General features: G+C 56.6%; 14 protein-coding genes. 12 read left to right on the top strand and 2 right to left on the bottom strand.

Features of this window, described 5'->3' with window-relative positions:
- The first annotated feature begins 17 nt into the window (after positions 1 to 17).
- From E9954_RS00710 to E9954_RS00695, 4 genes are read left to right on the top strand one after another with little or no spacing between them, the layout of a single operon-like run.
- The gene (locus E9954_RS00710; protein ID WP_136077341.1) at positions 18 to 584 is read left to right on the top strand and encodes a sigma-70 family RNA polymerase sigma factor; all 567 of its coding nucleotides are present in this window, start codon (positions 18 to 20) and stop codon (positions 582 to 584) included.
- A 13-nt stretch (positions 585 to 597) separates the two neighbouring features.
- Positions 598 to 852: a hypothetical protein gene (locus tag E9954_RS00705; RefSeq protein WP_136077340.1), complete on the top strand. Its 255-nt coding sequence runs from the start codon at positions 598 to 600 to the stop codon at positions 850 to 852.
- Between the two features lie 8 nt (positions 853 to 860).
- On the top strand, positions 861 to 1,799 hold the full coding sequence (locus E9954_RS00700; RefSeq protein ID WP_222846994.1) for an acyl-CoA desaturase: 939 nt from the start codon (positions 861 to 863) through the stop codon (positions 1,797 to 1,799).
- Positions 1,799 to 2,587, top strand: coding sequence for a DUF1295 domain-containing protein (locus E9954_RS00695; protein ID WP_136077339.1), 789 nt, complete (start codon positions 1,799 to 1,801; stop codon positions 2,585 to 2,587). Before E9954_RS00700 ends, E9954_RS00695 begins: the two co-directional genes overlap by 1 nt.
- A gap of 14 nt (positions 2,588 to 2,601) precedes the next feature.
- Here E9954_RS00695 and E9954_RS00690 read toward each other — a convergent pair whose 3' ends face one another.
- Entirely contained in the window at positions 2,602 to 2,937 is a 336-nt protein-coding gene (locus tag E9954_RS00690; protein WP_168441867.1) for a BRCT domain-containing protein, read from the bottom strand.
- Positions 2,938 to 3,342: 405 nt separating this feature from the next.
- Here E9954_RS00690 and E9954_RS00685 point away from each other — a divergent pair, with 405 nt between their 5' ends.
- The 7 genes from E9954_RS00685 (at position 3,343) to E9954_RS00655 (ending at position 9,268) form a co-directional block, all read left to right on the top strand.
- On the top strand, positions 3,343 to 4,362 hold the full coding sequence (locus E9954_RS00685) for an SAM-dependent methyltransferase (RefSeq protein WP_136077337.1): 1,020 nt from the start codon (positions 3,343 to 3,345) through the stop codon (positions 4,360 to 4,362).
- 29 nt (positions 4,363 to 4,391) lie between these two features.
- Positions 4,392 to 4,940, top strand: coding sequence for a nuclear transport factor 2 family protein (locus tag E9954_RS00680; RefSeq protein ID WP_168441866.1), 549 nt, complete (start codon positions 4,392 to 4,394; stop codon positions 4,938 to 4,940).
- Positions 4,941 to 5,011: 71 nt separating this feature from the next.
- Positions 5,012 to 5,503, top strand: coding sequence for a glutathione peroxidase (locus tag E9954_RS00675; RefSeq protein WP_281281187.1), 492 nt, complete (start codon positions 5,012 to 5,014; stop codon positions 5,501 to 5,503).
- On the top strand, positions 5,500 to 6,033 hold the full coding sequence (locus tag E9954_RS00670; protein WP_136077334.1) for a lipocalin family protein: 534 nt from the start codon (positions 5,500 to 5,502) through the stop codon (positions 6,031 to 6,033). The genes E9954_RS00675 and E9954_RS00670 overlap by 4 nt, the downstream gene beginning before the upstream one ends.
- 51 nt (positions 6,034 to 6,084) lie before the next feature.
- Positions 6,085 to 7,335, top strand: a complete 1,251-nt coding sequence (locus tag E9954_RS00665; protein WP_136077333.1) for an NAD(P)/FAD-dependent oxidoreductase — start codon at positions 6,085 to 6,087, stop codon at positions 7,333 to 7,335.
- Positions 7,332 to 8,081, top strand: a complete 750-nt coding sequence (locus E9954_RS00660; RefSeq protein WP_136077332.1) for a DUF1365 domain-containing protein — start codon at positions 7,332 to 7,334, stop codon at positions 8,079 to 8,081. Before E9954_RS00665 ends, E9954_RS00660 begins: the two co-directional genes overlap by 4 nt.
- Positions 8,078 to 9,268 carry an SAM-dependent methyltransferase gene (locus E9954_RS00655; RefSeq protein WP_168441865.1) on the top strand — a complete coding sequence of 397 codons (1,191 nt, stop codon included), beginning with the start codon at positions 8,078 to 8,080 and terminating at the stop codon, positions 9,266 to 9,268. The genes E9954_RS00660 and E9954_RS00655 overlap by 4 nt, the downstream gene beginning before the upstream one ends.
- A 27-nt stretch (positions 9,269 to 9,295) precedes the next feature.
- On the opposite strand, the gene E9954_RS00650 is transcribed toward E9954_RS00655, so the two are convergent.
- Positions 9,296 to 10,588, bottom strand: coding sequence for a S8 family serine peptidase (locus E9954_RS00650; protein ID WP_136077330.1), 1,293 nt, complete (start codon positions 10,586 to 10,588; stop codon positions 9,296 to 9,298).
- A gap of 176 nt (positions 10,589 to 10,764) precedes the next feature.
- Between E9954_RS00650 and hcp the strand changes: the two genes are divergently transcribed.
- Positions 10,765 to 12,357, top strand: a complete 1,593-nt coding sequence (gene hcp / locus E9954_RS00645; RefSeq protein WP_136080093.1) for a hydroxylamine reductase — start codon at positions 10,765 to 10,767, stop codon at positions 12,355 to 12,357.
- Positions 12,358 to 12,419 lie beyond the last annotated feature (62 nt).

Below are 12,419 nucleotides of genomic sequence, written 5' to 3'. Positions count from 1 at the left end.
GGAAATATACTATTCCGATGAACGATAAAGAATTAACCAATCCGGAAACCTGGCTGGAAGAGCATGGCGACTATCTTTTCCAGTTCGCCTTCGTGCGCCTGCGCAACCGCGCCGCCGCCGAGGACGCGGTGCAGGAAACCTTCCTGGCCGGCATCAAGGCCCTTGACCGCTACGATGGCAAAACCCCTGTTCGCTATTGGCTGAGGGGCATCCTTCGGCACAAGGTGGTCGACTACATCCGCACGGCCTCGCGCGAGATCGCGGTGGATGATTCAGAAGGGCAGGAAATTCTCGACAGCCTGAAGTTCAAGGCCTTCGGCATCCCAACCCAGCACCCGCCCCCGTGGAAATTCGATCCCAAGCATGCCTATGAGCAGAAGGAATTCTGGGAGGTCTTCTACGGCTGCATGTCGAAATTGAAGGAAAAAACCGGAATGGCTTTCACTCTCCGCGAGCTGGAAGGCCTGTCCACGGAAGAAATATGTAAGGAACTCAACCTCAAGCCGAACAATCTGTGGGTCGTGCTCCATCGAGCCCGCACGCAATTGAAATCGTGCCTGGAGGCCAACTGGACTACGCCCTGACGGAGAATTTGAAATGATTGCATGTAAACAAGTAGCCAAAGCCTTGGCGCATAGCAGATACTATGAACTGCCCTGGTGGCGCAGGATTCCGATGTTTGCCCACATAAAACTCTGCGTCATGTGCGGCAAATACCACCAGCAAGTCGTGGATATGCAAAAAGGGGTTCACGACTATCTCGTACACGAAGATGTCGGCGATGTGGAACCACAGGTGCATCTTTCAGATGCGGCCAGAAAGCGAATCGAGGCCGCCTTGAAACAGGATTGAAATTAAGAATGAAGATTGTAGATTTCAGAATGAATAGCTTTGATGCCGCTGATTCGGGGAGAAATACGGGTGTGGTTGATGGGAATATTCTTGGTTCTAAATCGTCCATTCTTAATTCATTCAGCCTTCCCCTGCTATTCATGCACATCAGCTGCGCTGGAGTCTTTTTTGTTCCCGGCGGATGGCCGGCTTTCGGCATCTTTGCCCTCATGTATGTGTTGCATGTGTTTGCCCTCACGGCCGGCTATCATCGTTATTTTTCGCACAAGAGCTTCAAGACCAGTCGGGCCTTCCAGTTTATACTGGCCCTGCTGGGAACCACTGCTGCACAGCGCGATCCCTTATGGTGGGCGAGCCACCACCGATTGCACCACCAGAATTCCGACACCGAGGAGGACGTGCACTCGCCGCGCCACCACGGTTTCTGGTGGGCGCATATCGGGTGGGTCATGAAACGCGAACTGGCACAAACGGATATGAGCCGCGTAAAGGATTTCGCCAAATACCCTGAGCTGGTTTGGCTCAACAAACACCCGTACGCGCCCGCCTTTATTCTGGCTTGGCTGTTGCTCGGTATCGGCTCATTGATCCACTGGCTCAAACCGGCCTTGGGCATCACGGGATGGCAGTTTGTTTTCTACGGTTTTTTCCTCAGCACCGTGGCGGTCTACCACGTCACCTTCTGCATCAACTCGGTCGCCCACATGGTTGGCAAGCGGCGCTATGACGTGGAAGACGAAAGCCGCAACAACTGGCTACTCGGCCTGCTGGCCATGGGCGAGGGCTGGCACAACAACCACCATCGCTATTCCGTCTGCACGCGCCAGGGATTCCGCTGGTGGGAGATTGACCTTAGCTATTTGTTGCTTCGTGTTCTCCAGTGGTTCCATATCGTTTGGGACATCCGCGAACCACCCAAAAGCATATTGGTCGAACAGAGGACCTGATGGAGATTCTAACGCATTTTTCCCCCATGCTTTTGAATGGCCTGATCGGTTCCTTTTTATTTTTCACCCTGCTGTGGACTGTTCAAGTGATACGCAAGGATGCCGGAGTGGTCGATATTGGCTGGACGGCCGGGGTCGGCGCCATGGCCATCTATGCGGCCATCATCGGCGAAGGCTGGCTGCCCCGCCGGATCCTGATCGGTGGCATGGGCGGAATATGGTCTCTGCGGCTGGTGGTCTATATCCTGAAAGATCGAATACTCTGCGAGAAAGAGGACTCGCGCTACCAACGCCTGCGCGCCTACTGGGGCGACAAGGCCAACAGCTGGTTCTTCATTTTCTTCACCTCGCAATCCCTGCTGGTCGTCCTGTTCGCCCTGCCCTTCCTACCGGGAGCCAACAAGGCGCAGGAATCGCTTTCCATCTTCGATGTTTTGGCAGTGGCCACCTGGCTGCTGGCCATGGGCGGCGAATGGCTGGCCGACTACCAGCTCGCCCGCTTCCGCAACAACCCCGCCAACGCCGGCAAGGTGTGCCGCGACGGCCTGTGGAACCATTCGCGCCACCCCAACTATTTCTTCGAATGGCTACACTGGTTCGCCTATGCCTTCGTCGCGATTGGCGCAACCGGCTTCTGGCTGGCGCCGGTCGGCATCGTGGCCATGTATGTCTTCCTCGTTAAACTGACCGGCATACCCCACGTCGAGCGCGAATCGCTCGCCAAGCGAGGCGAGGCCTACCGGCAGTACCAGGAATCCACCCCCATCTTCATCCCCTGGCCAAAATAGAAACGGAACCAGATTTACAGAATCTGCTCCGGCAACGAACCGCTCGCACCGAGAACCCGTAAAAAATCGGACTCCTTGATAAACTCCAGCGACGCACCGTGCTTTTTCAACTCAACGGCTTTTTCAACCACCCGCGTGCAGCAGGCAAAGGAACAACAACGAGTGCCTTTACTGCCGATGACCAGGTAGTCCGTCCCTTCACTTACATTGGGAGTGAATGTCCCGCCGTTGCCTTCCACACAATGCTCAAGGTCGGTTCGTTTATAGCCATCAAACACCCCCGTTAAACAAAAGCTCTTCCCCTCAAATGAGATTTCAGGGTTCGTTGTGTATAAAAGATCTGGTTTCAAAGGTTGACCTCCTCGATGGTCAGACACCCCGATCAATGAGTTTGAACGGAAAAACGACTTTCCATAGTTAGGCCAAACCCACTAAGCTTTACAAGGTTTTTTAACAAGGAGCAAAGCGGGGATTCCATGGGCAAACGAAAGGAGATTCATTCCAAACCCAAGCTTAAAGGGCTGGAGCATGGTTCCGTTGCCGCAGAGAGAGGTGTATGTCCCGAATGATTGCCGTAAGCGCGACTGCCTCCCATGCAAGGAGCAGGCGGGACGCCTGCTCCACGCCAAGTCCAGTTCTTCGGAAACCCATGCAGATCACCCTTAAGGAAGTGTCATTCGGGAGCTGAACGAAAAGCTTACTAAATTTACTGTAAGGAAATCCTAGTGGGGGCGAACCAGCAACGGAGATTGAATATGATCGATTTAATGGAACTTGCTGAAAAAGGAAAGATGCCCGACACCGCGATCCGCGCCGGCATCCGTAAACTGCTGAGGGATCGGATCAAGCTGGAAGCGAAGGGGTCCCGGGAGGATCAGATGGAGTCGCTCTACAAATTTATCGGCATGATGGAAGAGTCGCCTGTGGCCGTGGCCACCGACACCGCCAACGAGCAGCACTATGAAGTGCCTTCGGAGCTCTTCCAAACGTTTATGGGGGCCCACCTCAAATACAGTTGCGGCTATTGGCCGGTGGCCGACACCACCTTGAACGAAGCGGAGGAAGCCATGCTGGAGCTCACCTGCAAGCGCGCGGGGATCGTGGACGGCATGGACATCCTGGAACTCGGTTGCGGCTGGGGTTCGCTTTCGCTTTGGATGGCGCAGCACTACCCCAATTCCAACATCGTGGCGGTTTCCAATTCGCAGACGCAGAAGAAATATATCGACGCGCGCGGCTTCAACAACCTGGAAGTCATCACGGCCGACATGAACGACTTCCGGATTGCGCGGCGGTTCGACCGCGTGGTGTCGGTGGAGATGTTCGAGCACATGCGCAACTGGCACGAGCTGCTTGCAAGGATCAACCATTGGCTGAAGGCAGACGGCAAACTGTTCATCCATATTTTTGTGCACCGCGAGCTGGCTTACCTCTTCAACGATTCGGGTGAAGTCAATTGGATGGCGGAACACTTTTTTAAGGAAGGCATGATGCCTTCGGAAAATCTCCTCACGTTGGTCAACAACGACATGGTCGTCGACCGGTTGTGGCGGGTGAATGGGCGGCATTATGCAAAGACGCTGCGCGCCTGGCTCGACAATATCGACGCGAACGAAGGCCTTGCCACCACCATCCTGGAGCGGCATCACGGGCGCGAGGAGGCTCGGCTCCAGTTTGGCCGGTGGCGCATTTTCTTTATGGCTTGCGAAGAACTCTTTGGATACAAGGGAGGCGAGGAATGGTACGTGGCACATTACTTATTGAAAAAGCGTTGATCCCCATGGCGCTAATTGGACTTATTGCAATGACTGGATGCTCTACCAAATCGAAAGACCTGTCTCCGGACTGGACGCGCAACACGGAAGCCGTTGAAGGCACGGCGACCATCGAGCCAATGCTGCCGGGATCGGAAACCGAAATGAAGGCGCTCGAAGAGTTCCGCGCGTTCTACGAGCAATATTCGACGCAAGCGATCCAGGAAGGCGTCCGCCGACTCTATGCGGACGATGCCTGGTTCGGCGACCCCTTCCACATTGTCGAGGGCATCGACGACATCGAGCACTATTTCCTGGTGATGGCCGAGCCGGTGGAATCCTGCACCTTCACGGTCGATTCGGTTGACCGCAGTGGCCAGGAATATTTTGCCCGCTGGACGATGGAGCTAGAATCGAAAGCGGCCAAGGGCGAGTTGATCCGCACCATTGGCATCTCGCACGTGCGCTTCAACAGCGAAGGCAAGATCGTATTCCAGCAGGACTACTGGGATTCAAGCGCCATGCTCGACCGCCTGCCGATCGTCGGCTACTGGACGCGCCTCGTGAAGGGGCGCATAGAAAAAGGACTGGAAAAATGAAAACAGCTATACTACTCGGCGCTTTAGCCGTACTTACAACGTCATGCACATCCGCACCCAAGGAGGTTGCCGTGAAAAACTTCTATGAGATCGAAGCCAAAACCATCACTGGCGAAACCGTCAAGATGGAGCAATACAAAGGCAAGTTGCTGCTGGTCGTCAACACGGCGAGCAAGTGCGGCTTCACCGGTCAATACGACGGATTGCAGGAACTCTACGATACCTACAGGGACAAAGGGTTCGTTATCCTGGGCTTCCCCTCGAACGACTTCCTCAAACAGGAACCGGGTTCCAACGAGGAGATCGCCTCGTTCTGCAAGCTGAACTATGGTGTAACCTTCCCCATGTTCGAAAAGATTTCGGTCAAGGGCGACGATCAACATCCGCTCTACCAATTTCTGACCTCAAAGGTAACCAACCCGGATTTCGGGGGAAAAATCAGTTGGAACTTCAACAAGTTCCTCATTTCAAAAGATGGGCGGATCATCAACCGTTTCGGCAGCCGTACAAAACCGGACGACAAAAAGATGGTCGAGGCCATTAAAGGAGCCATCAGCAAATGAAAAACCATTTCGCCCTAGTGGCTCTGATGCTGGTTTTGTCTGGTTGCAAATCGACCTCCAACCTCGACGTGGTGACCGGTTTCGAATTGGACCGTTATCTTGGAACCTGGCATGAGGTTGCCCGATACGATCATCGCTTCGAAAGAAACATGAGCAATGTTTCGGCAACCTATTCACGCAACGACAACGGCACCGTGCGCGTCCTCAACCGGGGATTCAAGGACGACAAGCAGGAGTGGGACGACATCGAAGGCGTCGCTAAACTGAAAGGCGATGACGACCAAGGCTGGCTCAAAGTTAGTTTCTTCAAACCCTTCTACGCCTCCTACAAGATCATCCACCTCAACGAGGCCTACACCGAGGCGATCGTGACGGGGCCCAGCTACGGCTACCTCTGGATTCTCACTCGCAAGCCGGACGTACCTCAGGAAAACCTCGACCGCTTGCTCGAACTCGCGGAAGGGTTCGGTTTCGAGAGGTCGGAAATCATCATCGTTGACCAATCCAAGTATATTCAATCGACCCCGTGAACAACCGAGCAGTCGCATCATGAAAAAAGCCGTGTGCGGAGGTGGCAAGGGATGAAGGAAAAAAAAGTCACCGTGGTCGGATCAGGTGTGGCCGGCCTTACAGCAACGCACATTCTCCAGCGGAAACACCAGGTGACGCTGTTTGAAAAGAGTAACCGGTTAGGCGGACACACGAATACAGTGACGCTTTCCGAAGGAGCGGATGCCGGAACCCCGATAGACACGGGCTTTATTGTGATGAACCACCGCAACTATCCCCTGCTCACCCAACTCTTCGAGCAGCTGGATGTGCAGTTGCGCGACTCCGATATGTCGTTCGGCTACCACGACCTTCCTTCCGGCCTGCAATATTGCGGCACAGGCCTCGACGGCCTTTTCGCCCAGCGCATGAACCTGATCAAACCTTCGTTCCATCGGTTGGTACGCGACACGATGCGCTTCTTCAAAACGGCGGAGGCCGACCGCAGCAGTGACGAGCTGATTGATGAATCATTGGGCGACTACCTCAAACGGAACGGTTTCGGCAAGGAATTCATCGACCACCACCTACTACCGATGGGCTCCGCGATTTGGTCGACGCCCTGCGAGCAGATGCTGGAGTTCCCAGCCCGGAGCTTCCTCCAGTTTTTCCATAACCATGGCCTGCTGACGGTCAACGACCGCCCGCAATGGCGGACGGTGGTGGGCGGCAGTTGCGACTACATCAAACGCATGGAGAAAAGCTGGGAGCGTGTGGATGTCCGGCTGAACGCATCCATCCGGGGAATCAAGCGCGATGCCGAGGGTGTGGAAATCACGCTTGTTGACGGTCGCTTTGAACACTTCGACCAGGTGGTGATCGCCACCCATGGCGACCAGGCGCTGAAGCTTCTCCTCGATCCATCGGAACAGGAACAGCAAGCCCTCGGCTGCTGGCAATACACCACCAGCCGCACCTTGCTGCACACCGATGAATCGGTCATGCCCCCCATCCGCAAGGTTTGGAGCTCGTGGAATTTCCAGCGCATCGAAGGGAACCAAACCTGCCTGACCTACCATTTGAACCGGTTGCAGGGGCTGGAGACGGAAAAACAGTATTTTGTTTCGCTCAACCTCCACCGCGAACCCGAGGGCATCATCCGCGAATTCAACTATACCCATCCGATGTACACCCGCGAGGCGCTGGCCAAACGACCGTTGTTGAAAGATCTGAATGGATCGAACAACACCTGGTTTGCCGGAAGCTACCATGGCAACGGCTTCCACGAAGATGCCGTCCGGTCGGCGGTTGAAGTCGCCCAAGGGTTCGGGATGGAACTATGAAGAGCAGGATTTACAACGGAAAAATGATGCATGCCCGCCAAACGCCGGTCCGGCACAGCTTTTCGTTCCCGTTCTATTTCTATGCGATTGATATCGATGAGCTGCCGGAGCTGGACCGCAAGGTCAAGGGCTTCGGCTACAACCGTTGGAACCCCGTCTGCCTGCGCGATTCCGACTACCTGCGGGAAAGCGGCGGTTTCCGGGAACGGCTTTCGAAATTCATCGACACCTCGGAGCTGGATCGAATCGTGTTGGTGACCGTCGCCCGCTTCATTGGAAAAGTTTTCAACCCGGTGAGCTTCTACTATGGCCTACGCAAGGATGGCTCCCCCGCCTGCATGGTGGCGGAGGTCAACAACACCTTCGGGGAACGCCACCTCTATGTGATGGAGCCCGAGGGCACCTTCCCTCTCGAATGCAAACATATGAAGCAGTTCCACGTCTCCCCGTTCAACGACATGAAAGGGAACTATGAGTTTACGTTCTCGGAACCCGGTGAAGACCTGAAGATTGGAATTAAACTGATCCGCAACGGCGAAGTGGTGATGGATGCGGCCATGTGGGGCATCGGCGACGAGCTGACGACTGCCAACCTATGGAAGACCGTTCTCTGGCATCCGTTCACCGCCGCGCTCACCATGCCGCGCATCCTCTGGCAGGCGGCGGTATTGCATTTAAAAATGAAACTGCCCGTCTTCAAACATCCCCAACCCGACAACCCGATGACCATAAAGGCAAAGGCATGAACACCTTCTTCAAGCTGATCGACTCCCATCTCGAAAACATTTCCAGAGGCCACCTCCTGTTGAAACTTCCGGACGGCACGGCCAAACATTACGGCGACGGCTCCGCCCCGGTGACCATCAAGGTGAACAACCCTGCGTTTTTCCAAAAGGTGGTGCTCGGGGGCAACATAGGCATGGGTGAAGCGTGGACAGACGGCGACTGGGACAGCGAGAACCTGACCGGTGTCCTGCAACTCTTCATCAACAACATCTCCGCCCTCAAGAAAAGCGGCCTCACCTCCGCCCTGGCCAAACGCGCGGTCAATGTTGCCGTGCATGCGCGCAACAAGAATACAAAGGAAGGCAGCCGGCGGAATATCCACGAGCACTACGACCTCGGCAACGACTTTTATTCCCTCTTCCTCGACCACGAAACCATGATGTATTCCTCCGCCCTCTTCGAGACGAAGGACGAATCCCTGCCTGCCGCGCAGAAGCGGAAGATCCACCGGCTCATCGAACTCGCAGACATCAAGGCCAGACACCATGTGCTCGAAATCGGCTGTGGCTGGGGCGGTTTCGCCATCGAAGTGGCCAAGGCCACCGGTTGCAAGGTCACGGGAATCACGATCTCGGAAGAACAGTTCAAATACGCCAAGAAACGCGTGGCTGAAGAAGGGTTGGAAGGGCAAGTTGAAATCCTTATGTGCGACTACCGCGACGTGCAGGGCGAGTATGACCGCATTGTATCCATCGAAATGCTCGAAGCCGTCGGCCACCCATACTACGGCACCTACCTCTCCGCCTGTGATCGCTTGCTAAAACCGGGCGGGCTGGTGGTTCTGCAGGTCATCACCATCCCCGACCAGCGCTACGACGCCTACCGAAAAAACCCCGACTGGATCCAAAAGCACATTTTCCCGGGCGGCATGCTGCCCTCGCTCACCGAACTATCAAAGGCCATGCTCAAACACACGCCGTTCACCGTCGAGCACCTCGACAACATCGGCATCCACTATGCGGAAACCCTGCGCCGCTGGCGGAAGGCCTTCGAAGCAAAACGGGAGCAGTTGCTGGAAATGGGCTACGACGAAACCTTCCAGCGCAAGTGGATCTATTATCTCTGCTATTGCGAGGCCGGTTTCCAAACCCGCTTCACCAACAACCTCCACCTCGTCCTCGCCCGCCCCGGCGAGAGCGTCGGGTAGGGACGGCCATCCCTGCTCCCCTCCCTATCATTGCTGCGCGGCGCGGCCGGCGGTGAAAGGGCTGGCGATCGAGGTGCCGGCATAGCCCTTGCCATTGAACGTGGCCTTGGCCGGGGCGTAGATATCGACAAAGTCGCCATAGTTGGATTGTTCCCACTGGCTGCCATCGGCATTCAGGCCACCGACGGCGATGACGGAATCGTAGCCTGCGGGATAGATCGGTTCGCCCGTGGGTTCGTTGCCGGCGGCGGCAAAAAGAGTCATGCCGTTTTGCGCGGCATAGTCCATGGCCATCTTCATAAACGCGCTGTCCACGTCTGATCCCCAGCTCATATTGACGATCTGCACGCCGGAGTTGGCGGCGAATTCCAAGGCGCGCATGAGGGTGTCGGAGCTGGTCATGCCGTTTTCATCGAAGGTTCGGATGGCCAGCACCGGAGTTCCGGTTTCGGCGGCCTGCGCCCCTTCGGGCGTGATGACGCCTGCGGCAACGAGCGCGGTCAGGGTGCCGTGGCCCAATGGATCGCTGATGCTGGCGGATGGATCGACGGCATCGTAGGTTCCGCGAATGATGGGCAGGTCGGCATAGCGCGGATCGAGACCGGAATCGAACACCGCCACGGCGGTTTCGCCGGGCTGGAGGTTCAGGTTCATGCCGGCGCCCGTTCCCATTCCCGGCAACGGCGCATTGCCCATGCTCGGAAACGCCAGGTTGGGCTCCGTTGTCTCGACGCCCGGATGCTCCATGGCGATTGCCATGGCCTCCTCGACCGACATGCCCTCGTTGAGCTTAATACGGTAGATGCCGGGCGGATCGATCACCTCGACCACCGTGCCGTTGATTTTGCGCAACAGCTGGTTCAGATCCTGGATGGTTGCCCCCTCCCCGAAGCCCACCATGATTTCGCCGCGGATATATTTGACGCCGTCCTTGCCCTCGACCACATCGAGCACCCGGCTTTTTTTGCTCAGGGGTTGGGCCGCCGAAAGGTTCTTGCCGTAGATGCGGATGCGCGAAACCTGGTAGAGATCCCCCAGCGGGCTGGCCACCCGCTTCCATTCCACCAGGTAGCTGTTGGGGCTCGCCAATTGCCCGATCAAGCGCTCAACCTTGGTATTTTCCCATTCCCCCGAAACCCGGCCCAGATCGAGCGCGGGGTCGATCAGCACCTCCGCGCCGCGCTGCTCGAACAACCGCAGCACCTTCGAAAGCGGCGCTCCTTCGGCATCCAGCCAAGCATGCTCCCCCTCGATCCGCAGCGTGGCGGCCGGGGTCGTTATGGCGAGCAACAACGCTCCTATGAGGAAAAGTAGCTTCATGCGGGGAACAATAACGGTCGGGAGGGGGAAAACAATCTATAAAAAAAACCCTTTTTCCCCGCTTCTTGACCCGCATCAAGGTTTGAACCGGAACCATATGCATAATGGCTTGCATCATTTAGAACAAAAATGGTCGTATTTAAAACCGAAAACCAACCAAGGAGAAGAAAATGAGTATGTTCTGTTACCAATGCGAACAAACCAGCCAGTCCACCGGATGCACCGCCTTCGGCGTATGCGGCAAAGACCCGGAAACCGCAGCCCTGCAAGACCTGTTGGTCGAAGTCTGCAAAAAGATTTCCGAAAAGGCACACGCCAAGCGCCAGGCCGGCGAAACCACCCGCGAAGCCGACCTCTATGTCATGGAAGGCCTCTTCACCACCGTCACCAACGTCAACTTCGACCCCAAAGACCTTGCCGGCATCATTTCCCGCGGCATCCAGCTCGGGACTGAAATGGGCGTGGAGTGCGACCACGGAATCCCGCAGACCCTCGACGAAATGATTTCCATGGGCGAGCAAGTCGGCATCGAAAGCCGCATGAACACCCTCGGCCCGGACGTGACCGGCCTGCAGGAACTCATCATCTATGGCCTGAAAGGCACCGCCGCCTATGCCGACCACGCCTTCGTTCTCGAAAAGGAAGACGACTCCGTCTTTGCCTTCTTCCACGAAGCACTCGCCTTCCTGCTCAACCCGGCCCCCACCGTGGACGAGCTCGTGGGCTATGCCCTCAAGACCGGCGAAGTCAACCTCACCGTCATGGCGCTACTCGACTCCGCCAACACCGGCACCTACGGCCACCCCGTCCCCACCCCGGTCCGCATCACGCCGGTGGAAGGCAAGGCCATCCTCGTTTCCGGCCACGACCTCAAGGATCTCGAGCTGCTGCTAAAGCAGACCGAAGGCAAAGGAATCAACATCTATACCCACGGCGAAATGCTGCCGTGCCACGGCTATCCGGAGCTGAAGAAATACAGCCACCTCGTCGGCAACTATGGCGGCGCCTGGCAGGATCAGCGCTCCGAGTTCGAAGCCTTCCCCGGTGCCATCCTGATGACCACCAACTGCATCCAGAAGCCGAAGGAAAACTACAAGGCCCGCATCTTCACCTCCGGACTAGTCCAGTGGCCGGGCGTTGAGCACATCGACAACGGCGATTTTTCCGCCGTCATCGACGCCGCCCTCGCCGCCGAAGGCTTCGCTGAAACCGAAGAGGAAAAGACCATCCTGACCGGCTTCGGCCACAACGCCGTGCTCGGCGTTGCCCCGCAGGTGATCGATGCCGTCAAGAGCGGTGCCCTCAAGCACTTTTTCCTGATCGGTGGTTGCGACGGTGCCAAGCCGGGCCGCAACTACTACACCGACTTCGCCGAAGCCGTACCGGACGATTGCGCAATCCTCACGCTGGCCTGCGGCAAGTTCCGCTTCAACAAGCTCGAGTTCGGCGACATCGGCGGCATTCCGCGCCTGCTCGACATGGGCCAGTGCAACGATGCCTACTCCGCCATCCAGGTGGCCGTCGCCCTCGCTGGCGCGTTCGAGTGCGATGTCAACGACCTGCCGCTTTCCATGATTCTTTCGTGGTACGAGCAAAAGGCCATCTGCATCCTGCTGACCCTGCTGCACCTCGGCATCAAGGACATCAAGGTTGGCCCGAGCCTTCCGGCCTTCATCACCCCGACCGTACTGCAGGTGCTGGTGGACAACTTCAACATTGCCCCCGTCACCACCGTCGAGGCAGACATGAAGCAATGCCTCGGAGCCTAACGGCAGTTATCCTTTAAAGACGATGGGTTAACAGGAAAGGCGCTCCTCGCGGGGCGCCTTTT

The sequence above is a fragment of the Pontiella desulfatans genome (assembly GCF_900890425.1).
GTDB classification, from domain to species: domain Bacteria; phylum Verrucomicrobiota; class Kiritimatiellia; order Kiritimatiellales; family Pontiellaceae; genus Pontiella; species Pontiella desulfatans.
The sequence above is the reverse complement of the archived record's forward strand: the minus strand, read 5'-3'. Positions and strand labels throughout refer to the sequence as shown.

What these genes read in the sequence shown, in the direction of transcription:
- E9954_RS00710 (WP_136077341.1), top strand. Translation starts at nt 18, where the DNA reads ATGAACGATAAAGAATTAACCAATCCGGAAACCTGGCTGGAAGAGCAT.
- E9954_RS00705 (WP_136077340.1), top strand. Translation starts at nt 598, where the DNA reads ATGATTGCATGTAAACAAGTAGCCAAAGCCTTGGCGCATAGCAGATAC.
- E9954_RS00700 (WP_222846994.1), top strand. Translation starts at nt 861, where the DNA reads ATGAAGATTGTAGATTTCAGAATGAATAGCTTTGATGCCGCTGATTCG.
- E9954_RS00695 (WP_136077339.1), top strand. Translation starts at nt 1,799, where the DNA reads ATGGAGATTCTAACGCATTTTTCCCCCATGCTTTTGAATGGCCTGATC.
- E9954_RS00685 (WP_136077337.1), top strand. Translation starts at nt 3,343, where the DNA reads ATGATCGATTTAATGGAACTTGCTGAAAAAGGAAAGATGCCCGACACC.
- E9954_RS00680 (WP_168441866.1), top strand. Translation starts at nt 4,392, where the DNA reads ATGACTGGATGCTCTACCAAATCGAAAGACCTGTCTCCGGACTGGACG.
- E9954_RS00670 (WP_136077334.1), top strand. Translation starts at nt 5,500, where the DNA reads ATGAAAAACCATTTCGCCCTAGTGGCTCTGATGCTGGTTTTGTCTGGT.
- E9954_RS00665 (WP_136077333.1), top strand. Translation starts at nt 6,085, where the DNA reads ATGAAGGAAAAAAAAGTCACCGTGGTCGGATCAGGTGTGGCCGGCCTT.
- E9954_RS00660 (WP_136077332.1), top strand. Translation starts at nt 7,332, where the DNA reads ATGAAGAGCAGGATTTACAACGGAAAAATGATGCATGCCCGCCAAACG.
- E9954_RS00655 (WP_168441865.1), top strand. Translation starts at nt 8,078, where the DNA reads ATGAACACCTTCTTCAAGCTGATCGACTCCCATCTCGAAAACATTTCC.
- E9954_RS00650 (WP_136077330.1), bottom strand. Translation starts at nt 10,588, where the DNA reads ATGAAGCTACTTTTCCTCATAGGAGCGTTGTTGCTCGCCATAACGACC.
- hcp (WP_136080093.1), top strand. Translation starts at nt 10,765, where the DNA reads ATGTTCTGTTACCAATGCGAACAAACCAGCCAGTCCACCGGATGCACC.